Genomic DNA, 24713 nt, shown 5'->3' with positions numbered 1-24713 from the left:
AAAGGAGGGACCTGATGGCTATGGAACAACCACTAACGACCAATACGCCGGTGCGGCAGGCAACACACAATCCACGCAAACGTACCCGCTGGAATTTCAAACGCAACTGGCCGCTGCATCTGATGCTGCTGCCTTCGGTACTGCTCACATTGCTGTTCGCCTATGTGCCTATGGGCGGCATTATTATTGCTTTTCAGGATTTCAAACCTTGGCTGGGATTCACCGGCTCCAAATGGGTAGGATGGGATAACTTCCGATTCATGTTCGAATATCCGGACAGTGTTCAGGTCATCTGGAACACCGTGCTGATTGCTGCCATGAAAATTGTGGCCGGACTCGTGGCCCCAGTTGTGTTTGCCATTTTACTGAATGAAGTACGGAACTCCACGTTCAAAAGGTTCTCACAGACGTTGGTATACCTGCCCCACTTCCTGTCTTGGGTTGTACTGGGCGGCATCCTGCTAGACATGCTTTCACCCGAAGGTGGACTGATTAACCAAGTACTGGCGGCTGTTGGCATTGAACCAATCTTCTTTCTGGGAGATGGCGACTGGTTCCGTGTAACCGTAGTCATTAGTGATGTATGGAAGGAATTTGGATTTGGTACCATTGTCTTTCTTGCAGCTCTCGCGGGTATCAACCCTGCTCTGTATGAAGCTTCCGAAGTTGACGGGGCAACACGGCTTAAGCAGACCTTGCACATTACGCTGCCTGCACTCGTGCCGATGATTATTGTGGTGGGAACACTATCACTGGGGAACATTCTTAATGCCGGATTTGACCAGATCTTCAACCTGTACAATCCACTTGTATATGATAAAGGCGATATTATTGACACGTTTGTTTACCGGATGGGTATTTTGAATGGCAAAATGAGCTTCGCGACTGCGGTTGGTTTGTTTAAATCCTTTGTCGCCATGTTCCTCGTTATTACGGCCTACCGGATGGCTTACAAAATCGCCAACTACCGCATTTTCTAAGGAGGAATTAAGGTGTATCACAAAACGACCGGATACCGTATATTTAACGGCTTCAACCTGTTCTTCATCGCGGCCGTCTCGCTGCTGTGTGTGCTGCCGCTTATCCACATTCTGGCGGTTTCCTTCAGCGGTAAAGCGGCAGCTTCCGCCAATCTGGTAACGCTCTGGCCGATTGATTTTACAGTCGACGCCTATACCAAAACGTTTGGTAACAGCAACTTTCTCAGCGCGCTCTGGATTTCGGTGCAACGTACTGTGTTCGGAACACTGCTCAGTATGGTGCTGGTCATCCTGACGGCCTATCCTTTATCCAAGGAAAGTCTGAATTTCAAGGGACGTTCGCTGTACGCGTGGTTCTTCATCTTCACGATGCTGTTCAGCGGCGGACTGATCCCGTCCTATATCCTGATTCAAAAGCTGGGACTGATCAACACCCTGTGGGCTCTGATTTTACCTGGCGCTGTGGCGGTCTGGAACCTAATTCTCATGATGAACTTCTTCCGTAACGTGCCGAAAGAGCTCGAAGAAGCGGCGTTCATCGATGGTGCCAACCATATCACCACATTGTTCCGCATCTATCTGCCTGTGTCCATGCCGGCCATTGCTACGATCTCCCTGTTCACCATGGTGGGGCAGTGGAATTCCTGGTTCGACGGCTTGATCTATATGAATGACGCAGCCAAATATCCACTCGCTACGTTAATGCAGACCATTATCGTGCAGCAGGATTTCTCCAATATGAATGTTGATGCAACGCAGCTTCAGAACATGTCGCAGCGTACGGTTAACGCAGCCCAGATCTTTATCGGGGCATTGCCAATCCTGCTCGTGTATCCATTCTTGCAGCGATTCTTTGTCAAAGGAATTGTGCTTGGGGCTGTAAAAGAATAGGGGTCGTACGTTTACTGAACCTGAATGCATTCGCATCATCATTTCATCCCGAGGTTTATAACGCGCCGTTACTTACTTCGGGATGATTTTCCGCGAATGGCATTGTTATATTGATTAATGAGTTCATCCAGAACCATCGATTGACGAATGACCTCCGGATGCCAAAGTTCTTTATGAGCGTTTGCAATCTGGTAGAGCCTCTGTCGTGCCTTTTCGATACATTCCTGAATGGTTTCCGGATTATGCACCATACTCCCGCCCCCTGTTGTCCTTCAATATCCTCCATCCAAAAAAGACCATCTATTATAATATTCGGAACAAAGGGAGCTGCACATTACCCCAAAAATCAAATTTATGGTTATTTTTTCTTGTCCAGGTTGAAATAAGGATGAGCTATGGAGTCAGATGGTGCAAAATACGAAAAAATACCGGATAGGCTTATCAGCCTTATCCGGTATTTTGTTATAGCTACATTTTGCTCGAAGAATCCTTCAGGCTTCAGGCCAATTCCATATGAAATAAGCTGCTGCTAGCTAGTCCTCATAATCTGCAAAAAAAACATCATTCAAAATCGTTTTGGCTTTCTTCAAATTACGGGAATCCAACTTGTTGAGCATAGACATGATTTCGTTCATTTCATCGGTCAATGAAGAAGAGTGATTAGCCTTATAAGCTTCTGAAACCTTGCTTGTAGGTGCATCTCTTGGGGCGGATTCAATAGCCTCGTCCTCCTCTGTCTCCAAATGAATCCATGATGTATGCAGCATCTTCTTGAGGGTGTTGACGAGAAACTGTAACTCATCTTCGGTATACCGTTGCAAGAAATGATGAACCCCAAGATCAATTTGATGATGCAGGCCCTGATGCAAACGATAAATCTCTTTTCCAAGCGTTGTGGTACGGAACAGAACTTCTTTTTTGTTATCCGGAAGTGACTCGGTTACGATGATGTTTTGAGACACGAGTCTTCTCGTAATCTTGGAGACTGTCCCTTTGGAGAAACCGAATTGCTTTGAAATGGTTATGCCGTTTACTGGCTCGAGTGTACCAATAGCATCCAGCACATGCAGCATCGTCACCGTCATTTCTTTGATTAGCTCTTCAACAGCCGAATTAGGACTATTTTGGATCAGCCACTGTTTTTCTTCATCTTCTTCTGCTTGGAATCTGATCTGTATATCTTTCACTGCTTCCAATACTTCTTGGATTAATTGATCTCTATTTTGATTTTCCGATGGGTTGATCATTCCATTTTCCTCCAACGATTGTTAGCTTAACACCAGTATATCAGGGTATGTTCGACAATTAAAGTTTCTTGGAAACAATATTGACAGCAGTAAGGGGTTGAATTATGATTGTTTCATAGGAAATTAAAAAGTTTCCAAGAAACATTAAACCGAATATGATATCTAATCCATTGCGATATGGGTGATCAGGAGGAGATTCAACTGACCCAACATTACGATATTGACGTACTCATCGCTGGAGCTGGCCCGACTGGCTCCGCTCTTGCAATCGACCTGCTACGACGCGGCCTTCATGTTCGACTGGCTGACAAATCCCCTCACGCCTTTCAAGGCTCCCGTGCCAAGGGAGTTCAACCAAGAACCCAGGAGGTTTTGGGAGACTTCGGCGTGCTGGAAGAGGCTCAGTCAGAGGGAAGTATTTACCCGCTTGCGGGTTTTCATATTGGACCGTTAACTGTGCCTTGGCGCATGCAGCAGCAAAATAAACCAACACCGAGCGATCCGTATCCAAACATTCTCCTGTTGGCGCAACACCGAACGGATGCCATCTTACATCGCCTGCTCAAACGTCTCGGCTTAACCATTGAATTTAACAACGGGTTGGAGCAATTCGAACAGAATGCCGATGGAGTGACGGTGACTCTCTCTTCCGGGGAGAAGGTGCGCAGCAGATATCTCGTCGGAGCAGATGGAGGTTCGAGCATCGTTCGCAAAGGGGCAGGTATCCGATTTATTGGAGAGACTACCGACTCTGACCGCACACTCATCGTGGACGGCTCGATCGACAAACTGTCTCGCAATAGGTGGCATATGTGGCCACGCACACGTGGCACGTTTGTCGGAGCCTGCCCGCTGCCACACTCCGACCAGTTCCAAGTCATGATCAGGCTGGCACCAGATGAAAAGCCTAACCTTGACGAAGCCTCACTGGCCGCTCAATTCCACAAACTCACAGGTTTGCGTCTCCACCACATCACTTGGAGTTCGGTGTTTCGTCCCAACGTTCGGCTGGCTGAGCACTATCGGTCTGGTCGCGTCTTCATTGCAGGCGATGCTGCTCATGTGCACACCCCGGCCGGAGCACAGGGTCTCAATACGGGTATACAGGACGCCTATAACCTCGGTTGGAAAATAGGGCAGGTCATTGCTGGGGCACCCGATCGTCTGCTTGACAGCTACGAGGCTGAGCGTCAACCGATTGCCGCTCGTGTCCTCAGCAAATCCAGCGAGCTGTACGCCAGTCTAGATAAAAATCGCCTGGCTAGCCTCAAGCGTGGAGACGAGGAGCGACAGCTTAGACTTTCGTACCATGGTGGGCCGCTCGCATCTAGCGAAGAATCGGCTACAAAAAACCTTCATGTAGGTGACCGGGCGCCAGATGCTCCTTGCACCGGTCCTAGTGGGGAACGTTGTCTGTTCGACATCTATCAAGGGCCTCACTTCACTTTGCTTGCCTTTGGCCCTAACGCTGCCAAGGTACTCCCCAAGTTGAACTGGCCAACCAGCGGTGCCGAATTACACTGCTACGTCGTTGGTACCGCACACGAATCCAATCAGAACGTCCTCCATGACTCCAGCGGCAAATTGACCCGTACCTACGGCATTACCAGCGACACGCTGGTCCTGATTCGCCCAGATGGTTACATCGGGAGCATCATCACGGCCGATTGGCAGACAAACTTCGACAACGTAGCCAGAATGTTGGCCCCGCCGCAAATCATCTGAGCCAACTCGAATTGAAGCTCATGCGAGACTATGAATGCTAGGGCAGCTAATGTATGAGGGCGTCATTACGGCCATAGATGTGGCTAAGCTAAACGCAAATAAAACCGGAAACGACCGCATTCAGGGTCTTTTCCGGTTTTATTTTATCTGTACTTTTTCCATTTTGAACTATGTACACTGCTCCATTCATCTTAATCCAATGTCCTCAAAACGATTGCCAATCGTCTCTGGGAAGGCCTGCTTAATGGCATCAATGGCACGCTGTTCCGTTTCCCCTGCTTGCTCAATCAGATGGATCACCCTTAACAGATGCCCTGGTTCCTTCGCATCCCATGCTGTTGAATCCTCAACCTTCTCCATCATCTGAGCATATAGGTCTGCGAGTAACGCATACTCCTGGACCACATGATTCATCTGAATGGACAAATGCTTAAGCTCTGCAACATAAGAAGCCATATCCTTTCTTGAATTAGCATAATAGCGCAAAACCATGGCAGCTTGATCTGTTTCATATGCACCAGATTGTAGGGCATCAGCAATGGCTGCATATGCAGCAGCTCCGCAGGCGTAATCCTGAGGTGGCAGCATGTAATCATGGGTCTCCCATTTGTACACAGCCTGAATTAATGATTCCTTGCACACTTCCCATATGTCTACGGTTGTATGGGATTCAAGCACCTGATAGTACCAGTATGGTGTACTGTTCCGACCAAAAGAATCATAGGGCAGACAAATGACTTCATTTTCTTGACTCTCACAAATGAACAGCATCTGCTCCCCATCATCATATCCAGCACAAATAACAAACTGATCATGCCACAGAATAGCGCCCACACCCCGGTCAATAGAAGCCTTGATATCCAGCAGGGCCTGCTTCTGATAGAGCGGAAAGGTCGGCTCGAACGAAAATCCCCCGTGTTGTCCGGTCGTGACGCCAATGAAATCAGAAGCTACAAAGTTCTCGGCCATCCAGTTGTATGCTGAGATCGATTCTGTCGTTAGACGCCGATCTACCACTAATCGAAACACACTTGCGGTCATACCCGCAATCATGTGACGCGGTAAATCCGTCCACTGCTTGTGCATCAGAATGCGATACATCGCATCGATGTACGAGCCTGCACCGCTCCAGGATCGTTGTTCATCTGCCAAATTCTCAGTCTGTGGAAAACGAATCAAATCCGGCAGTATTTTACTCCTCATCACCTTATCCTCCCTCCCCCTACCTTGCTGAATGTGCTCCCCACCGTGGTACAGTGTTGCGTTTACGATCAGGATACTTCGAGGAGATCAAACGAAAATAATCAACAGCCTGCTCTTCCAATGCTTTCGCTTCCAATAAAACCTGTGCCAGCTTCTCTGTGGCGTCTGCCTGCATAATCCTTCTGTTATGTTCCTGAATCATGCATCCCTTCATCTGTATAATCAATGCTCCAAGCTGTTCATAACATGCATAGGCTTGGTCCAGTTCGGGCCATATCCCCCGCACATCCTGCAAATACATCTGAATTTCAGTTCGGGACTGGCAATAGGATTCCAAAATATACACAGCACCCGATGCATCGTAATCTTCACCCCGAAGGGCTTGCACCCACACATCATAAGCCATTCTGCCCGAAATGATATTCCGATCAGGCAGTAGACGATAAGGGATATCCCAATCCTCAATTGCTAATCTCAATGATTCCAATAGCTTCTCTTGTTCAGGGATATGTACCTGGTCACCAAAGACCTGACAATACCAGAACCCGGTGAAGTTTAATCCGAAATTGTCATACAACAAAATCTGTGATTCCTTGCTCCAACCATCTTGCACATAAAAGATGCGATCACAGTCATCATACCCATGAATAACGCCAAATTCCGGAAGCCAGTAGATTACCCCGATGCCTGCATCCAGGCTACGTTTCACCCAATTCACCGCATCCCGCTGGTAATACCCAAATGTGGGATGACGTGTCCGTCCCCCATCCCAGATCGTGAATATCCCCAAGTTGTCGATCCCAGGGCGATGAGATTCTCCCCATTGACCATAGGCTGTAACCGACATGGGCAGTAGTCTGCGATGCACTGAAAGTTTGAATGCCATACCTGTATACCCAGCGAGCACATACTTGGAACCCTGAAACAGACCCGCATGGGTCAATATAGCGTGTAGGCTATCCACATATGATTTGGACTCCCGCTTCATGATCAGGTTGTCTAACACAACTTCAGTCAAAAAAAATCCCCTCTCCATGGTTGTTCTAATTCACGTTTGCCTTGCGCTTATGGCAAGCCTGTCGATTATTCCTTCAGCACTTTGCTGAAACTTTCGTCTAAGCCACATTGGAGACAACAGTTCCTCCCACTCGCTAATGAACAAATGCTGTAGGAAAGCATCCGTATCATAAAATTCAATCCAGTGAACCTGACCTTGCTTCTCTCGAATCCGATATCCATGCCACAGCTCTGTTTGCCGCACTTCTCTCAGTCTTATCTCAGCGACAAACGGTTTACGGACAGGCAGCGCCTCTTCCCATGAACCCAGCAACCCGTCTGTCTGACACTGAAACGTCTCGTTCGTCATCTGCACATGAATCATGCCCTCCAGCCGGATGGCCGTTTGCTGTAAAGGGTCCATTTCATAACCAACCACGTAATCTGCGTTGAACTGGGACAGCATCTTCAATGGACACCAGGTAAATTGCCGTTCTCCGGCATGATCTCTGTAATGGATATGTACTTTGCGGGATTCGGTAATCGCATGGGACAAAATCTCAAAGAACTGAAGCTGCTGCGGATCTGCTTTAAACACCGGAAGCTGACTGCTTCCTGTCTGCTGTTCCTCGAGCGTAAAACGCTCCAGTAAATGCGCCACACGCTTTACCGCATCTGATTGATCATAATTGTAATGCCGATAACGATGCGCCAGATACTTAAGCACCCGCTGTTCTTCTTCCGTCATATATAAATGGGGCAGCCGGTAGGTCTGATCCTCGTAACAATACCCCCGATATTTTGCGATATACACCAGAGGGGCACGCAGAGAAATCGTCATATATTCAATATCACGCTGGGCCTGGCGCCGGGATATTTCAAATTCACGTGCAAGCCAGCTGCTGTTCGGAAAACGTCCACTCCGAATCTGCTCGTCAAACCAGTGAATACGATGCATATTACTCATTTCCCCGCCCCCTGGCTCATTCCGTATTTCGTAATTATATTATACCAAAAGACATGGCCCGTTCCGAAGAACAGGCCTGTTATGTTATACGGTTGCCTTATCCACTCTGGACTGCACAGCTTTGGAACATTTCTTGCATACTTTCAGACTCGTACCATCTGTTTTCGTTTGCGAATACAACAATTTAATCCGGGTGCTGCTGCACACCGGGCAAGTTCCTCTTCCTCGGGATGGTAGATTCCACAGGACGCGTCCTCTTTTTGTTTTTGCCAACGTTTGTGAACCTCTTTTCGATATGGTTTGTGTGTTTCCCCGTTATTATAGAGGAAGTGGTACGACATAGAATGTCGCAGCAGTATGGAACATGCCAAACATAAAAAATGTCCCCTCTTCAACTTGAAGAAAGGACATTTTTTAGGATTCATGTATTTCAGACTGAGCTGCCGCTTGTAACAACGGATGCAACAGACCAGGAAAACGCACTTCCAGATCCTCGGATCTTAGCGTCAGGAAATGCTGTGTACCTTGCACTCTCACCCGAATGACTCCGGCTTCTCGCAGGGTCCGAATATGATGTGACATCGTGGATTTCACAACAGGTGCACGAAAATGACTGCAGGGCTGCTCACCATTTCTGGCTGCTTCTGTTACGATCCCAAGACGAATGGGATCACTTAAAGCGTACAATACGGAAGAAAGTTCAATATCCTCCACTTGAGGATGGTGCAAAATTTTCATCGTTGTAGTCTCCTTTTTTTCAGACTATCCATTGTATTTTAGCACAGTTCCATGATATATTTCTAATGTTCGATACCAATCGAACTTACAAATCTATTTCGTTTATGTATCCCCTGCTGTCAGGCATGGGATTCACTCTATACCACATTTTGCAAATGTTACACACCGTTTCTGAAATGTTGCGAAATACACATCAATCTAGGAGGTTTTTATGAACAACACCGCAACTGCATCATCTGGGGAACGGACAGCAGGAATACAGGAAGGGTTAATCGTAAGTCTGCTTGGCTTCACGGTTGTGCTTGTCGTTATGAATACGATGATGTTCAATCTGGCCCTGCCCAAAATTGCAGCTGAATTTATGCTCTCATCTGTCTCTTCTTCCTGGATTGTCACCGGTTATTCTATCGTTTTTGCCATTTCCTCGATCACGTTCTCACGTCTATCGGATTTTATTCCGATTCGCACCCTGTTTACGACCGGTCTTACACTGCTTGGTGCGGCATCCGTTCTTGGTTTCTTCAGTAACCATTTTATCCTTCTGCTCATTGCACGTCTGATTCAGGCTGCGGGTGCAGCTTCTGTACCAGGGCTAGCTATCGTTCTTATTACTCGTTACATTCCAAGTGACCGCCGGGGTAAATCCATGGCTGTTGTCATGTCGGCCAGTTCACTGGGTCTTGGACTCGGGCCTGTGATCGGCGGCAGTATTACACAGTTTCTCGGATGGCATGATCTGTTCATCGTTACCGGACTAACCTTGTTTCTGATCCCTGTATTTTTCAAATTGCTTCCAAGTGAGATGCCGCAAAAGGGTTCATTCGACTTGCTCGGCGCACTGTTACTGGCGATCGGAACAACTGGCGTTCTGCTATTCCTGACTTCGCGTGAATGGATAACCCTCGTTATTGGTGCGGCTGCACTGGTTCTGTTCTGGTTACGAATTCGCCGTGCGGCTGATCCCTTTGTCCAACCGGCCCTGTTCAAAAACAAAAAATATATGATGCTCAGCTCCCTGGGGATTGTATCGTACATTAACAACTTCTCGACGCTGTTCCTGCTGCCGCAAATTCTGGCACATCTGTATGGCCTGACTCCGGCCCAGTCAGGGCTTGTCATCTTTCCGGGTGCAATCGTGTCCATGCTGTTATCCAATCGGATTGGCCGCATGATTGACCGACACGGCAATACTCAACTGCTCAAGTTCGCACCATGGTTGCTGCTCGCTGCTGCCGGACTGTTTGCTCTTTTTGCAGACGACAGCATCTATGCCATTATGGCCGTATACATTCTGCTTAGCGTAGGCTTCTCTGCACTAACAACGAGTGTATCCAATGAGTTGTCGGGCAATCTGACGATGGATCAGGTTGGTGCTGGCATGGGACTGTTCCAGCTCAGCCAGTTCTTCAGCGGTGCATTTAGTGTTGCGGTAACCGGCGTGGCATTGACAGCCATGCAGCAATTGCCATTAGCCTCGGCGTACACCAACATTTTCTGGGGTATGACCGTAGTTGCTCTGGCATCCATTATTTTCTCCCAGGTGTATCTGAGAATGCAGTCACGGAAGAAAACCGTCGCTTCACACTAAACAGGTTTCAAAGGATCTTACTTTTAATAGACTCTTCATACAAAAAAGCGAGGGATTGGACCGATAGAGTCTGATCTCTCGCTTTTTCTGTTTGTTATTAGACTTAAAGAAATCAATAAATATTACTTTATCTCTGTTATTCTTATATTATAACCAGATCGTATATATATTTTGAAAATGATAAAACCAAGGGGATGTCTACTCACATATGAAGCTTCAAAAGTTTAATTCACTATTTCGTATCCCTACATACCGGCTGTTTCTCGTTTGTATGTTATTGCAAGGCATGGCGATTTCAATCAGCGCTCCCTTTCTGGCGGTCTACTTTACAACCCGTCTCGAAGTATCCATCGCTACATTCGGATTATTCACTGCAGTAACACTTATGGCGGGTGTGTTGTTCAGTACCTGGATCGCCAGACGATCGGATCAACCCGGGGCTCGCAAAAAAATTCTGGTGTCTGCCATGATTTGCAATGCTCTTGCTTTTGCCGGGTATCTGTGGATTCACGACTTCACTTTATTATTCATCTATATGACGGTGCTGACTGCACTCGGATCTCCCGCCATGCCACAATTGTTTGCAGCTGCAAGAGAAGCGGTCAATACCGCAACGAACGTCGATCATGCTGTAGCCAATTCAACCCTGCGCTCCGCGTTTTCACTGGGGTTTATTACGGGACCTTTACTCGGGACTTTACTGATTGCATATATTGGGTACACCGGCATCTTCAGTTCAACGTGTATTATTTTTTTGATCAATGCGTTATTATTTTTCTTTCTCTTACAAAAGGCTCCCGAGCCTTCTACCCTCCGTGCATCAACAGGTGGCATACATATGAAATTGCATCAGGATGCAAGAATCTATATGCCTTTTCTCATTACTACACTCCTGTATATGGCACATTGGATGAACAATCTGAATGCATCACTGTTCATTATTCACCATCTGGGCGGGGGAACCCGGGAAGTTGGCTGGATCTCCAGTCTATGCGCGGGGCTTGAAATTCCGATTATGTTAGGCTTGGGTCTGCTCGCTTCAAGATATCCCAACCGCACACTCATGTTATGGGGCGCTCTGATGGGTGCCGCTTATTATGTAATAGTATTGTTCTCCACGGAACTGTGGCACTTGCTGGCCGGACAACTTTTGCTCGCATTCTTTGTCGCCGTCATCTCTGCTATCGGGATCAGTTACATGCAGGATCTGCTTCCGTCCATGCCCGGCTATGCGTCAACACTCTATTCCAATGCCTCCACGTTGGGAAGATTATTTGGCAGCTTGGTGGGGGGATGGACAGCCGGAGCGTGGGGGTATCGGAATGCTTATTGGGTGTGTCTGATGCTCGTTCTGCTTTCGTTAGGCATGCTTGTTATCACTCAACAATTGTCAAAAGAAAAGCGTCAGACCCTTTCACTCTAATCAGATCCTCGGAAGCAAGCCTGAGTAAAAGTAAAAGCTTGAACATACCAAAGCCCCAAGGACGCAGCTATAGCGCTCTTGGGGCTTTGGTTATCATCGTTGTAATCTTCTTTATATGAATAAGAGAACACTATTCAAACAGATCCAGACGTAGACGCTTCAGGCTGGTATGCTGGATGAGCCATTGACCATCGATTTTGACAAACGTCTCATGATAGTGTCCAAATCCGTGAAAGGATTTATTGTCATTGCCTTCAGGGAACGTCACCCAATCTTCCATTGGAGAGATGACTTTGGCTTCATTCTCGGATACAAATTCAACTTCGGCGCTATGTACGTGATGCACAGTTACGGCTACATCCACCAAATCGCGGAATATTTGAACGATGGTGTCACGGCCGGTTAATACCGGGATTGGATTGCCTTCTGTACTGAAATCAGCTACGGCATCCGGAGCGAACACTTCACCTAATGTATCCCACTGCTTCGTATCAATATAACGGCAATAACGCGCTTTTGTGTTCCGAATGTTTTCCAGTGCAAGCAGTTGTTCCAGTTCTGTGATGGTTGATTGGCTCATGTGTTGTCCCTCCAGAAATCTAAGATGTAAGCAAATATGTATTAACAACTTCCTTCCTTATTGTACCATTCCGCTCATATTCGGTACAATCTCTTCAATCCTCATCACAGTACAGCAAAAAAAATCCTTCCAACTCCCTTAAACAGGGAAGAGAAGGATTTGAAATTCGCGCTTCATCGGGCGCAGCGAGAGGCAACTGGACCTCTGATTTAGGTTATAAAGAATGTGCAGCTTTCATCTGGGCAGCCAGCTCAGACATTTTTTTATTGTGCAAATAGCTCTCCATCTCTTCTTCCGCACGAACCATCACCTGCTGAATCAGGCAGCCTTCATTATGATCCTGCGAGCATTCGAACAGGGAAGCCTGTCCTTCAATGGCATGGATAATCTCCAGAAATGAAGGGTCCGGATTCTTCCGGCTAAGCCGATAGCCACCATTGGCACCCGAAGTTGATTCGATCATGCCGGCTTTGACCAGCTTGGTCAATATTTTAGATAAGTAGGTTGGAGATACTTTCTGCATCTCAGCTAACTGATGTACACTGACCAGTTGTTCCGGTTCGGTCGCAACCAGGAAAAGCATGGTATGCAGGGCATAGTTTGTAGCTTTCGAATATTTCATGAGGGCACCTCATTATATACGGATTTAATTTATCTATAATAGACTTGATTGAACGCTCTGTCAAACGTCGTAAGTTCCCGCATAATCAAATAAATGAACATCATTACATCTAAATGTGGTAAAGCCCGCGATATTCCGTTGGAGTCATGCCTTCATGGGCCAAGAACTGGCGGTTAAAATAACTGGCATTGGGATACCCCGCCTCATCTGCGATCTGTCCAATGTTGGCCGTAGGCCGTTCCAGCAGCCACTGCTTTGCCATCTGTAACCGCGAACGGGTTATAAATTCCATCGGGGTCATCTCCACAGCACTCTTAAACATTTTGCAAAAGTAATACGAACTCACACCCGCCATATCCGCCCAATCCTGTAACAAAAACGGTTGGCATGCCTCCTGCTGCATCTGTGGAAGCAGTGCAAGGATACGACTCTCAGCCTTGCTTGTGCGTGTGCTTTTCAGTGGAACCGCATGCTGTACGAACTCGGCCAGCACAGCGTAGGTCAGGGTAGATAGTTGGGCAGGACGCAGCATCCGGTTCTGCTCGGCTTCATTTAGTAGAGCCATATGTGCTTCTTCCCATGGAGCCTGCTGCCGCAGCGTCCACAACAGATTGCGATGCAACCCCCGCTCAATCATATAATCATGCAGACGTTCACCGTAAAAATGAACCCATCGCACATCCCATGGATCATCCTCACTACTGTAGTAATGCTGCCGCTGCTGCGGGAAATACAGTACAGCCTGACCCGCACGAAGCTCATGCACTACCCCATCCACTTCCACGTACCCCTTGCCCGCAGCAACATAGTGGATATTGAAGTTGTTCAGTGCGCCAGCCTCCCGTAATACAGTGTGCTCGGGGTGGTCGACATAAAGTCCAACGGATTCTGGATAACAAAAATACGGAATATCCTGTAGGGTTAGCAATACAGTCTGTCTCATCATAGCCTATTCTCTTTTCTCAACAATATTGTGTTAACTCATTTCAATATATTATCATTTTCATTCATTCATCTATTACTTATAATCACAATATACATTCATTCATAGGAGGAAACAACAAATGAATTCAGATCGAAAATTGCGCTGGGGAATTATTGGTAGCGCTAGCATTGCCGTGCGATCCGTTATTCCAGGTTTGCAGCAATCCGAGTTGAATGAAGTAACCGCCATTGCCAGCCGGGATGAAGAAAAAGCGAAACAAACCGCTGACCAACTCGGCATTTCTCAAGCCTATGGCAGCTATGAAGCTTTACTTGCTGACGATTCCATTGATGCGGTCTACATTCCGCTTCCGAACCATCTGCACCGGGAATGGACACTCCGTGCCGCAGAAGCCGGTAAACATATTTTGTGTGAGAAGCCACTGGCACTGACGGAGCAGGAAGCTCAGGAGATGGTGCAAGCCTGCGAAGACGCTGGTGTGCATCTCGCTGAGGCTCTCATGTACCGACACCATCCACGTTATGATCAAATTAAAGATATTATCGCCAGCGGAGAAATTGGTGAGATCCGCGGCATTCATAGTACATTTTCGTTCAACAGTTCCGGTGCGACAGGTAATGTTCGCTTCCGGCGTGATTGGGGCGGCGGTTCACTGTATGATATCGGCTGTTATTCCATCAGTGCAGCACGCTTGCTGCTTGGCCAAGAGCCATCCGCGGCAACCGTCATTGGCATGTTCTCCCCTGAGCATGGTCATGTGGATATGATGGCTTCCGGCCTGCTTGAGTTTGACAATCATATTGGCGTAACCTTTGACAGCAGCATGTGGGCAGCCTTCCGCAACACACTGGAAGTGCTTGGATCAGATGGCATCATCGAGGTTCCTTCTGCTTATATCAGCAATCCGGACCGGGGCTCCAACTTCTTCGTAACTGTTGACGGTGAGCGTAAGGAGATTGAAGTTCCACAGGTGAATCACTACTCCCTCCAGGGAGACGACATGGCACGAGCTGTACTTCAAGGTAAAGCTCTGCGCTTCGCTCCATCCGATGCTGTAGCCAATATGAAAGTACTCGAAGCTTGTCTTCGTTCAGCAGAAGAACGTACACGAATTACACTATAAAAAGAGAGGATGAACTGAATTATGGAATACATTGAAATTGCTGGTGCAGGCAAACCTATCTCCCGATTAATTAAAGGAACCGATTATTTCTACCATGATGCCTATGAAAAAGCAGCTACGAACATGGATGCATTCCTGGCGATTGGCGGTAATACCGTTGACTCCGCGCATATTTATTGTGGCGGGCAGAGTGAAGAAGTGCTCGGACGTTATATGCAGGAACGGGGTAACCGTAACGAGATCGTTATTTTGACCAAAGGTGCGCATCATGACCAGAACGGCCCACGCGTTAACGCTGATGCTATCCGCAGCGACCTTCTTACCAGTCTGGAACGGTTGCAAACGGAACATGTGGAGCTATATGCCCTGCATCGGGACGATCCCAACATTCCGGTTGGCGTAATTCTCGAAGCGTTGAATGAACATATTGAATCCGGCAAAATCGGCGCGATTGGCGCCTCCAACTGGACCTGGCAGCGGCTGGAGGAAGCTAACGCTTATGCTGCAGCTAACGGTCTGAAAGGTTTCACATTCAGCAGTCCTAACCTCAGTCTTGCCAAAGCAAACGAACCGTTCTGGGCAGGATGTGTATCGGCAGACGAAGAAACGTTGGCATGGCATGAGCGCACCAAGCTTCCATTGCTGTCTTGGTCATCCCAGGCTCGCGGCTTCTTTACCGGACGATTCACACCTGAAGTGCGGGATAATGAAGATCTTGTTCGTGTATTTTACAGTGACGGCAACTGGGAACGTTTGCACCGGGCGGAACAATTGGCAGCGTCGAAAAATACCACGCCAATTCAGATTGCACTTGCTTATGTATTGAACCAACCCTTCCCGACATGTGCGCTGATTGGCGCTCAAAATCGGGCGGAACTGCTCTCCTGTGACGAAGGTTCTCGCATCACATTAACCCGTGAGGAACTGGATTGGCTGGACCTGGGCAGTCATGTGAAGCCAAGCGTTTAAATTTAAATATGCTTTGTGACCCAACCTTAAAGGTTAAGGGGCTGACTTATCCGCAATGTCGCGGTGGTCAGTCCCTTTTGAGATTCCAACTATCGGTTTAACATCATTACGTATTCAAGCCATCCTGGTTGTCATGAGAAAAGTAATAAAAAGAGACTACCCGCCAGAAATATTTCTCTGGAGGTAACCCCTTTTTAATATTAGATAGTCAAACGAATTAAAGTAATGACGATGATATCGTTACGATTACAGCTTCACGATCTGACCCGTTTTTTCGGATTCGAATGCTGCCAGAATCACTTGCAGGGAACGCAGACCTTCTTCACCGGAAATGCTTGGCGGTGTTTGCGTTACAATCGACTCTACAAATGCGTCAATAACGCCGCTCGGTACTTGTTTCTCGTTGGTAGCCATTGCGCCAACTTTGTATGTTTCAACCGTACCGTTAGTCAGCTCAACAATAACCTCGTCGCCTTCTACCGTTCCGATCTTCATCACACCATTTTCACACCACAGAACCGTACTGTTATCTCCTGCTCTGTATTGTGTCCAGCTCGCTACCAGCGTACCGATTGCACCGCTCTTCATACGAAGCAAGCATGTCGCGTTATCGTCAACTTTGGTGTTTTCCTTGTGCAATGTGCTGATAAAACCAGCAACTTCGGATACTTCGTCATTCAACAAATAACGAATAAAGTCCGATTTGTGCACGCCCAGGTCACCCATGGCACCCATAATCGCTTCTTCTTTGCGGAAGAACCAGCTTTCTGCACCGTCTACGCTCCAGCCTTCCGGACCCGGATGACCAAAGGAAGTACGGAAATTCAGGACTTTGCCAAGTTTGCCGGAGTCCAAGATTTCTTTGGCTTTCACGTGTGGAGGCATCAAGCGCTGGTTGTGTCCAACCATCAGATACACACCGTTTTTCTTGGCAGCTTCAATCATTTGCTCGCCTTCTTCGGTTGTAACCGCCATCGGTTTTTCCACCAGTACATGTTTACCGGCATTTGCAGCAGCAATGGCCATCGAGGCATGCAGATAGTTCGGCGTACAAACGCTGACTGCATCCACTTCTTCGTTTGCAAGCAATTCTTCGTAGCTGGAGTAAGCTTTACCGCCGTAAGTTTCGGCCATCTTCTCCGCACGCTCCACGATCGGATCGGCAAATGCGACAAGTTCTACGTTCTCATTGGCAGCATACTCTGGAATATGTCTGCGCTCGGCAATAGCACCACAGCCGAATACAGCAACTTTAATTTTACTCATGTATAAATGTCTCCTTTGACAATTAAATTAGAATTGGTTCAAGTAATTTTGCTTCAACCAGTTGTGGCTGTTGGCTACGCTTTCAAGCGGTGGATTCTGGCAAACGTCCTGTTCCACGATCAGCCATTCTACACCTGCACTTGTAGCCGCTTCAATGACAGCTGGCAGATTAACGGAACCTTGTCCCAGTTCCAATGTCTTCATCTGGCCCTGTTCATCTTTGCTGAAGTCTTTCAAGTGAAGCAACGGCAGACGGCCTGCATATTTGTTGATATACTCAATCGGATTTTGTCCGGCAAATTGTACCCAACATACGTCCATTTCCACTTGAACCGCTTCAGGTGTCGTTTGAGCAAACATCGCATCAAAGGCATTTTCGTCGCCAACCTGACCGTGGAATTCAAAATCATGGTTATGATAACCGAAGATCAGACCTTGTTTAGTCGCTTCAGCACCATATTGCTGCAATTCGTTGAACAGTTTGGTCCAGCCTTCTGCATTCTCTGGACGATCTTCAGGCATCAGGTAAGGGCAGATCATATATTGAGCCCCAATCGTTTTGAGGTAATCGATTTGTTGTTGCAAATCTTCACGCATGGCATGCAATGAAACGTGGCTGCTAAAACCTTTTAGTCCAAGCTCATCCAATAGCGCTTTCATTTCTTCGGCAGGAATGTCACCATATCCGGCGAATTCAACACCTTCATAACCAAGCTCTGCTACTTTGCGCAACGTTCCACGGAAATCTGCTGCAGTTTCATCACGGAGTGTAAACAATTGCAAACCAATATTAAGTTTTTTCATAATAGATGCACCTCTGCTCTCAAATTTGCTTTCATTGCTCTATCTGGTATCATCCTAACGCAAAACAGGCTAGAATGAACATATACAATATCGTCAGAACATGAACTATCTGATCAAATTTTTAAATTTGGAGGATACATCATTTGGAAACCTCAGTGCTGATCTGTGATTACTCATATCATTACAAGGCGTTCAACCATAATATGAAGGGCGAGTTGCAGACTTATCTGTTCCGTCTGCAAACTGAAGGTTCTTGCAAGGTATATGTGCAGGATGAAGAATTTAAGATGACTGGCGGGGATTTACTGCTGCTCAAACCCGGGGACGATTATCACCTTGTGGTAGAAGAGCCTCACAAGGAGGGCAGGTTGTCCAGCGGAGACTATTACTTGTTCTGTGAAGGGGAATGGATTGATAGCTGGTGGAAGCGTCACCATCGATCCACGGTGAGCCACATCGGACTGGATGATAAATTGATCAGCCTCTGGCGCAATATGCTCCTGGAGAAACGGCGTGGACCGCTGGAGGAAAATATAGAACTGAGTGATGCACTGCTGCGCGGTTTGTGCCTGTATATCGATCGGGCCATCAAGGAGAATATCCAGACGGATCGTTCTGTGTCCTCGACACTGAAGCTGAAACGATTCATTGAAGAACATGCTACTGTCACATTTAAACTCGAAGAAGCCGCCCGCTACGCAGGACTTAGCCTGTCTCGTGCAGTTCGATTGTTTAAGGAGCACTATGGACAAACGATGATTCAGTATGCAATTGAGATTCGGCTGAACGCTGCCTTAGAGCGTATGAAGTACAGCGATATGACCTTGGAGCATATTGCCGAAACATGCGGCTTTGCAAGCTATTCCTATTTTCATCGGGTATTCCGATCCCATTTTGGAATGTCCCCGGCTGAATATCTCAAATCCCAGGCCCATCAATCCATCGATTTGGAGCATGTCTAGGTGCCATTGAATTTCAAATTCTCTCCTTATTTCAGGATGAAAGCAGCTGATTTTCAATCGGCTGCTTTCTTTTTCCGAAACTTCTTCCCAAAACCTCTTTCACTTCCCATGACTTCATGGGAACAAACCTGTATAGTTAAAATATAGTATTCTTACAATTTCATACATAGGTTAGTCTTATACTCTACCACTCTACTATCTGGAGCGATTTAACATGAATTCTAAACGTAAAATTCTCATTATCGAGGATGAGCACGATATCTCGCGTATTCTACGAGACTACTTGACGAAGAATCAGTATGAAGCGGCAGTAGCCGGTAATGGCCAGGACGGCCTGCAGATGATGGAAATGTTGCAGCCGGATTATATCATTCTGGACATCATGCTTCCGGATATGGATGGCATTGATGTATGCCGCGAAATTCGGAGACGAAATAACATCCCCATTCTCATTCTGAGTGCGAGGGGAAGTGATACGGATAAGGTGCTCGGGCTTGGATTCGGGGCGGATGACTATATGACCAAACCATTCTCCCTAAGCGAGTTACTCGCCCGCATCAATGCTCATTTCAGACGATATGATAGTGTGAGCACAGAACAAGATCACACCCATATACTGCGTCTGGGTAACCTCCAAATTGACAAGAAAGCCTATAAGGTCACCGTCGACGGGAATGAGGTTTCTCTCTCCGCTAAGGAGTTTGAATTGCTGTTTCATCTGGCAAATCACAAAAATCAGGTTTTTTCCAAATCCCAATTGCTTGATGCGATCTGGGGATATGCCGCCTACGGCGATGAGAATACCGTTACTGTGTACATACGCAGATTAAGAGAGAAAATTGAGGCAGACCCTTCCCATCCTTCTGTTCTGAAGACGGTGTGGGGCGTCGGATACAAATTCAATTATGAATAAGCAGGAATGGAGACCACTACATGTCATTATCCACCTGGACCAAACGCTGGCTCAAAACTTCATTGACTCTCCTAGTTATTCTGATTGGATGCAGCCTTGTCTTCTTTCTTAATTTGCTCATTGGAAGACACTCAGGTGAGACAAATCTGGCCATAAATCAGGTTCGTCTCAGGGTTAACCCGATTCTGCTTCAACTGGAGCAAAACCATGAACGATTAAATGAGCCGGATCTTCGAGATCAACTGCGCTTCATCGCTGATAAAAGCGGCCTTGACTTCGACTATGTCGGATTGGACGGAATGGTGATACTGTCCTCCTCTCCTTCCTCCGAGGGAACACAGATCAATTTGCGATCTGCTTTGCATTATGATCTGAATCATGCATTGGTGGCCATGGACGGAAGCCAGTCGCTGAACCTTGCCTTCCCTGTGATGGATGGACCGGGTGGCGGGCAGATTGGCAATGCCATTTTTACGATTCCACAATCACTTGTCATCGTCCAAAAGTCCTCTACATTCACTTTTTTCGTTCTGGGAACCCTGGTTATCATCTCTATCCTCCTAGGATTCCTCCTCATATTCATGAAGCGTAAGATCAGAAAACGGATGTTGTCCCCCATCCATCAGTTGAAACAACATGCGGAATCCATTCTCAAAGGGCAGTATAATGACCAGATTCAGTATAACCGGATGGATGAGATGGGCGAACTTTATGCCATGCTGGATTTGATGCGCACGGAAATCATGCATTTGAGTGAGCAGCGTATTAGACAAGAAAAAGCACAAAAAGAACTGATTACGAATATATCCCATGAACTCAAAACCCCGATTACAACGGTAAAAGCATACATAGAAGCCATTCTTGAAGGACTGTGCTCTGATGAGGAGACGCTGAAGGAATATATGGAGATCATGCGTACACATACAGACAAAACAGCCCGTCTTGTCGAGGACCTGCTTGTTCATGCATTACAGGAGCTGGGGCAGATTTCTGTGGAGCCGCGTGAGGTTTACAGTCGATCCGCATTTGAAACGATGTTGAACCCTATTGGACATATCGTACGAATGAACAGTCTGATATATGAGGAGCCGGAGCACATTCCCAATGTTCTTATCCGAATGGACCCTATACGAATTGAACAGGTTCTGTCCAATCTGGTTTCCAATGCGCTTAAACATACCGTCCCGGGAGATTCTATTCGGATTAACGCGGAACTTGATTTAGGTAAATTGAGGATTAGTATCGCCGATTCAGGGCAGGGAATCCGAGCTCAAGATATGCCTTTTGTATTTGAACGATATTTCAGGGGAAATGCCTCACCTTCCGCAAGGAATATACATGAAGGTACCGGTCTCGGTTTGTCCATCTGCAAAAGTATAATCGAAGCCCATGGAGGACATATTTCCTTTTCCAGCAAAGAGGGTCAGGGCACCCTGTTTCAGTTTACTCTTCCAATCTGCTGAGCATAGAAGTTCATTTCCAACCTTCTTTTCATCTCAATCCATTTACCAATAGGGCTGTAATACTTTATTCATAATTTGATAAGTCTTTCTCAACATCCCCCTATTAGAATGAATCGTATACTGTCATGGGGAGTGATCTGCTTGACCAAAACATCCATTATCCGCGCTCAAAACTTATGCAAGACATATAATACTGGAAGCGAACAATATCATGCCATACGCAATGTTGATCTTGATATTTATGAAGGGGATTTCACCGTCATCATGGGTAATTCCGGATCAGGCAAATCAACGCTGCTCTATCTGTTAAGCGGACTGGACCAAGTAACAGCCGGCGAGGTTTATTTTCAGGATCAGCGTATTGACGCCTATAGTGAGCGGGAAATGTCCGAATTCCGTACTCGTAGAATCGGCTACATCTACCAAAGTATCAATCTGGTGCCCGATCTTTCCATCCAGGATAACATCGCTTTGCCAGGTTACATTGCCGGAAGCAAAAAAAGTGAGGTCAAGGCACGTTCCACCCACCTCATGAAGGCAATGGATATCGATGGACAGAATAGCCGTCTCCCCTCCCAAACCTCGGGTGGCCAGCAGCAACGAGCAGCTATTGCACGTGCGCTGATCAATTCACCAGACATCATCTTTGCAGATGAACCCACGGGAAGCCTCAACTATGAGCACGGGAAAGCCGTGCTGGATATCCTGACCGATATCAACCGAAAGGGACAGTCTGTTGTGATGGTTACGCATGATATCAAGGCAGCCTGCCGGGCGGATCGTCTGATCTTTATCCGGGATGGCAAGGTTGGAGGTATTCTCGAGTTTGACAAATATGACGAACACCAGATCCAAGATCGGGAATCGATGGTCTTCGCGTTTGTGTCGGGAAAGGAGTAATTTATGGCTGCTATGTTGAAACTGAGCCTTTCCTACCTGAGCAAAAATAAGACACAGAATCTGTTTATCACCTTGCTCATTTTGCTATCTACACTACTGGTATCTACTGCGGTTATTATTCTGGCCAACACGGGCAATCTGTTCAACGAAATGCACACCCGGACCAACGGGTCCCATCAAATATTGACGTTTGATAAAGGACTGAATGACCCTAAAGCCGTCTATGACTGGTGGGCTGAACAGGATGGAGTTGAGGTTTCACCTTTGCTCACGTATCGTACCTTATCCGGAATCGCCTTCAAAGGCATGGACATTCCCAACCTTTATCTGTACATGATGAATACCCCTCAGCCGCCCTGGGCCGTCGATGAACTGATCTTTTCGAGTGGTGCGCAGAGTTCGGCTCCCGAACAAGGGAGCGTATGGATTCCCACTTCAATGGCGAATGCCTATGATATAGCCGTAGGAGATACCGTTAATTTCAAAACAGGGTCCTCCGCGCTTGATCTTCGGGTATCCGCGATTGTAGTCGATGTACCTTACGGTGCACCATTCACCAATGCGGCAAGGATCTGGATGAACAGTACAGACTACCAGAATGACTTCCAGGCACTCGCAGGAAAAGATAATTATATGATGGGTATCCATTTTGATGATTATCGAACCAACTCCAGCTATTGGGATCGTTACAACAGTGAGACCCATACCCCTTTCTTGGAAACCAAGATGGAGTTTGAGAGTATCTCTTCCTTCTATCTGATTATCAATCAGATTATTGGATTCATTATGATTTTCCTGGGTGCTGTCATGATGGTTATCGCTCTCATCACCATTGGATTTACCATTTCGGATGCCATTCTGGCCAACTACAAAACAATAGGGATTCTGAAATCACTGGGATTGACCTCCGGGAGAACAATCGGTACCTATGTTATTCAATATGCTTTGCTGTCCATCATTGCCGTTATTCCAGGACTGGCGCTGAGCGTGTTTGTATCCAAATTCATTATCAACATTTCTGTGTCTTCTCTGCGAACTGGCAATGGAGATGTACCGATGGAAGGCATCGGAGCAGCCATGTTAGTCGGCATACTGCTGTTTGCGCTGGTAATATTATTCGTTGTGTTATACGCCAAAAAGGCGCGCAGTATCGAGCCTGTTCAAGCCATCCGCTACGGTATGTCGGAAACAGAAAATACCCGCTTGGCCCGACGAATGAATTCGCCTCTAGCCAACCGGGTTGGATTTGCCAGGCTGCCAGTAGCCGCCGTCATTGGCATTCGAAATCTGATCAAGAATACCAAGAGCTCTGTTCTGATGCTGCTGTTAACCACGATGGCTGCCTCTGTGCTTGTCCTTGGATATGTTGTACTGACGAGCATTACCGGAATTTATCAGACGGCGGCCAAATGGGGTTATGACAATGCTAATATTGCCGCCGTCGTGGTGAACAAATCTACCTTCCCCAAGGATGAGTTAAAGCAGGTGCTGGAAAAGGACCCTCGCATCAAAAATGTGGGCTGGCAAGGGAACATCACAGGGGTCGTCAGTCCCGAGTCATCAGCGAAAATGGCCGGCCAATCCACCAGTCTCTACCTGAGTGTACTTGATGGGAATTACAAAGAGCTTGGATTCGAAACATTGAGAGGTACCAATCCTGAACGTGAAAATGAAATTTCGATTGGTGTAGGTGTTGCACGCATGTTGAACAAGGATTTGGGCGACCTGATCGACCTTTATATCGAGGGTGAACAGCGTACGTTCATGATCACAGGCGTCTACCAGGCTATCTCCAACCTGTCTGTATCTGGGCGTATTACCGTTGATGCTGTGCGAAGTGTGAACCCCAATTATGAGGATGTCAATGTAGCCTTTATCAATGTCAATGATCCATCGCAGGCAGAGACCATTGCGCAGCAGTTAAACGAACAATTCAAAGACTCTGCTTCCATCGTCACGCAGAAAACCCTGCTTGATTCCGTATATGCTGAAGCTGCAAGCATTTTCGTTTACCCCATGGCTCTCATCGGTCTGTTGTTTATTCTCGTTACGTTCATCATCATTTTTAGTACCTGCCGAATCAGTATTCGTAAAGAAAGCAAAACCTACGGTATTTACAAGTCCATAGGCATGACTTCTAGAAGAATTCGATTGTCCGTTGCCATGGGCGTTGCAGCTATATCCACCATCGGCGCAGTACTTGGAGTCGTTGTCGGTGTGTACGTGCTGCCGCGTCTGCTTGAAAAAGTCCTATCGGGATACGGGATTGTACAGATTCCCCTTATCCTGAATTGGGGAGGAATCATATTATTTGCCTGCTTGAGTATTCTTGCCGCAGCTCTTGGCTCCTGGGTATCCTCGAGAGTGATCCGAGATGCATCCCCACGTATCCTGGTCGTTGAATAAC

At 47.0% G+C, this 24713-nt stretch carries 24 protein-coding genes; 12 read left to right on the top strand and 12 right to left on the bottom strand.

Features of this window, described 5'->3' with window-relative positions:
• Positions 1 to 20 precede the first annotated feature (20 nt).
• Both HW560_RS09825 and HW560_RS09820 read left to right on the top strand, forming a co-directional pair.
• Complete coding sequence (locus tag HW560_RS09825) at positions 21 to 980, top strand: ABC transporter permease (protein ID WP_024631474.1); 960 nt, start codon at positions 21 to 23, stop codon at positions 978 to 980.
• Between the two features lie 12 nt (positions 981 to 992).
• Positions 993 to 1871 carry a carbohydrate ABC transporter permease gene (locus tag HW560_RS09820; RefSeq protein ID WP_090904632.1) on the top strand — a complete coding sequence of 293 codons (879 nt, stop codon included), beginning with the start codon at positions 993 to 995 and terminating at the stop codon, positions 1869 to 1871.
• Positions 1872 to 1939: 68 nt separating this feature from the next.
• On the opposite strand, the gene HW560_RS09815 is transcribed toward HW560_RS09820, so the two are convergent.
• Both HW560_RS09815 and HW560_RS09810 read right to left on the bottom strand, forming a co-directional pair.
• Positions 1940 to 2122 (bottom strand): aspartyl-phosphate phosphatase Spo0E family protein, encoded by a 183-nt coding sequence (locus HW560_RS09815; protein ID WP_076291186.1) that lies wholly within the window; start codon positions 2120 to 2122, stop codon positions 1940 to 1942.
• A 282-nt stretch (positions 2123 to 2404) separates the two neighbouring features.
• Entirely contained in the window at positions 2405 to 3118 is a 714-nt protein-coding gene (locus tag HW560_RS09810) for a MarR family transcriptional regulator (RefSeq protein WP_090904631.1), read from the bottom strand.
• A gap of 177 nt (positions 3119 to 3295) precedes the next feature.
• On the opposite strand from HW560_RS09810, the gene HW560_RS09805 reads away from it, so the two are divergent.
• Entirely contained in the window at positions 3296 to 4843 is a 1548-nt protein-coding gene (locus HW560_RS09805; protein WP_256222498.1) for an FAD-dependent monooxygenase, read from the top strand.
• Between the two features lie 186 nt (positions 4844 to 5029).
• Here the strand turns inward: HW560_RS09805 and HW560_RS09800 are convergent, their stop codons facing one another.
• The 5 genes from HW560_RS09800 to HW560_RS09780 all read right to left on the bottom strand — a co-directional run bounded on the left by HW560_RS09800 (position 5030) and on the right by HW560_RS09780 (position 8747).
• The gene (locus HW560_RS09800; RefSeq protein WP_179262924.1) at positions 5030 to 6046 is read right to left on the bottom strand and encodes a hypothetical protein; all 1017 of its coding nucleotides are present in this window, start codon (positions 6044 to 6046) and stop codon (positions 5030 to 5032) included.
• A gap of 19 nt (positions 6047 to 6065) precedes the next feature.
• Positions 6066 to 7064 (bottom strand): BtrH N-terminal domain-containing protein, encoded by a 999-nt coding sequence (locus HW560_RS09795; protein ID WP_256222497.1) that lies wholly within the window; start codon positions 7062 to 7064, stop codon positions 6066 to 6068.
• A 30-nt stretch (positions 7065 to 7094) separates the two neighbouring features.
• On the bottom strand, positions 7095 to 8009 hold the full coding sequence (locus HW560_RS09790) for a helix-turn-helix transcriptional regulator (protein WP_179262923.1): 915 nt from the start codon (positions 8007 to 8009) through the stop codon (positions 7095 to 7097).
• A gap of 84 nt (positions 8010 to 8093) precedes the next feature.
• On the bottom strand, positions 8094 to 8282 hold the full coding sequence (locus tag HW560_RS09785; protein WP_076291183.1) for a hypothetical protein: 189 nt from the start codon (positions 8280 to 8282) through the stop codon (positions 8094 to 8096).
• A gap of 141 nt (positions 8283 to 8423) precedes the next feature.
• Positions 8424 to 8747 carry an ArsR/SmtB family transcription factor gene (locus HW560_RS09780; RefSeq protein ID WP_179262920.1) on the bottom strand — a complete coding sequence of 108 codons (324 nt, stop codon included), beginning with the start codon at positions 8745 to 8747 and terminating at the stop codon, positions 8424 to 8426.
• A gap of 211 nt (positions 8748 to 8958) precedes the next feature.
• Here HW560_RS09780 and HW560_RS09775 point away from each other — a divergent pair, with 211 nt between their 5' ends.
• Both HW560_RS09775 and HW560_RS09770 read left to right on the top strand, forming a co-directional pair.
• Complete coding sequence (locus tag HW560_RS09775; protein ID WP_090904627.1) at positions 8959 to 10335, top strand: MFS transporter; 1377 nt, start codon at positions 8959 to 8961, stop codon at positions 10333 to 10335.
• 208 nt (positions 10336 to 10543) lie between these two features.
• Positions 10544 to 11758 (top strand): sugar efflux transporter, encoded by a 1215-nt coding sequence (locus tag HW560_RS09770; RefSeq protein WP_090904626.1) that lies wholly within the window; start codon positions 10544 to 10546, stop codon positions 11756 to 11758.
• 130 nt (positions 11759 to 11888) lie between these two features.
• Here the strand turns inward: HW560_RS09770 and HW560_RS09765 are convergent, their stop codons facing one another.
• From HW560_RS09765 to HW560_RS09755, 3 genes are all read right to left on the bottom strand, one after another.
• Complete coding sequence (locus tag HW560_RS09765) at positions 11889 to 12338, bottom strand: nuclear transport factor 2 family protein (protein ID WP_179262918.1); 450 nt, start codon at positions 12336 to 12338, stop codon at positions 11889 to 11891.
• Between the two features lie 214 nt (positions 12339 to 12552).
• Positions 12553 to 12960, bottom strand: coding sequence for an Rrf2 family transcriptional regulator (locus HW560_RS09760; protein WP_090904624.1), 408 nt, complete (start codon positions 12958 to 12960; stop codon positions 12553 to 12555).
• Between the two features lie 109 nt (positions 12961 to 13069).
• The gene (locus tag HW560_RS09755; protein ID WP_179262916.1) at positions 13070 to 13906 is read right to left on the bottom strand and encodes an AraC family transcriptional regulator; all 837 of its coding nucleotides are present in this window, start codon (positions 13904 to 13906) and stop codon (positions 13070 to 13072) included.
• A 118-nt stretch (positions 13907 to 14024) separates the two neighbouring features.
• Between HW560_RS09755 and HW560_RS09750 the strand changes: the two genes are divergently transcribed.
• Positions 14025 to 15029 carry a Gfo/Idh/MocA family protein gene (locus tag HW560_RS09750; RefSeq protein WP_090904622.1) on the top strand — a complete coding sequence of 335 codons (1005 nt, stop codon included), beginning with the start codon at positions 14025 to 14027 and terminating at the stop codon, positions 15027 to 15029.
• Between the two features lie 21 nt (positions 15030 to 15050).
• Positions 15051 to 15998 carry an aldo/keto reductase gene (locus HW560_RS09745; protein ID WP_090904621.1) on the top strand — a complete coding sequence of 316 codons (948 nt, stop codon included), beginning with the start codon at positions 15051 to 15053 and terminating at the stop codon, positions 15996 to 15998.
• A gap of 246 nt (positions 15999 to 16244) precedes the next feature.
• Here the strand turns inward: HW560_RS09745 and HW560_RS09740 are convergent, their stop codons facing one another.
• Positions 16245 to 17264, bottom strand: coding sequence for a Gfo/Idh/MocA family protein (locus tag HW560_RS09740; protein ID WP_090904620.1), 1020 nt, complete (start codon positions 17262 to 17264; stop codon positions 16245 to 16247).
• 27 nt (positions 17265 to 17291) lie between these two features.
• A complete protein-coding gene (locus HW560_RS09735) occupies positions 17292 to 18068 on the bottom strand; it encodes a sugar phosphate isomerase/epimerase family protein (protein WP_024631488.1) in 777 nt (258 codons plus the stop codon).
• Positions 18069 to 18211: 143 nt separating this feature from the next.
• Here HW560_RS09735 and HW560_RS09730 point away from each other — a divergent pair, with 143 nt between their 5' ends.
• From HW560_RS09730 to HW560_RS09710, 5 genes are all read left to right on the top strand, one after another.
• The gene (locus HW560_RS09730) at positions 18212 to 19030 is read left to right on the top strand and encodes a helix-turn-helix domain-containing protein (RefSeq protein ID WP_090904618.1); all 819 of its coding nucleotides are present in this window, start codon (positions 18212 to 18214) and stop codon (positions 19028 to 19030) included.
• A 214-nt stretch (positions 19031 to 19244) separates the two neighbouring features.
• A complete protein-coding gene (locus HW560_RS09725; protein ID WP_090904617.1) occupies positions 19245 to 19943 on the top strand; it encodes a response regulator transcription factor in 699 nt (232 codons plus the stop codon).
• A 20-nt stretch (positions 19944 to 19963) separates the two neighbouring features.
• Positions 19964 to 21406, top strand: coding sequence for a sensor histidine kinase (locus HW560_RS09720; RefSeq protein WP_179262914.1), 1443 nt, complete (start codon positions 19964 to 19966; stop codon positions 21404 to 21406).
• A gap of 141 nt (positions 21407 to 21547) precedes the next feature.
• Positions 21548 to 22306: an ABC transporter ATP-binding protein gene (locus HW560_RS09715; RefSeq protein WP_177185904.1), complete on the top strand. Its 759-nt coding sequence runs from the start codon at positions 21548 to 21550 to the stop codon at positions 22304 to 22306.
• Between the two features lie 3 nt (positions 22307 to 22309).
• Positions 22310 to 24712, top strand: a complete 2403-nt coding sequence (locus HW560_RS09710) for an ABC transporter permease (RefSeq protein ID WP_179262912.1) — start codon at positions 22310 to 22312, stop codon at positions 24710 to 24712.
• The last annotated feature ends 1 nt before the right edge of the window (position 24713 follow it).

It is taken from the genome of Paenibacillus sp. E222, from assembly GCF_013401555.1.
GTDB lineage: Bacteria > Bacillota > Bacilli > Paenibacillales > Paenibacillaceae > Paenibacillus.
Note: the sequence above shows the minus strand (reverse complement) of the source record. Positions and strands in the feature narration are given on the sequence as shown.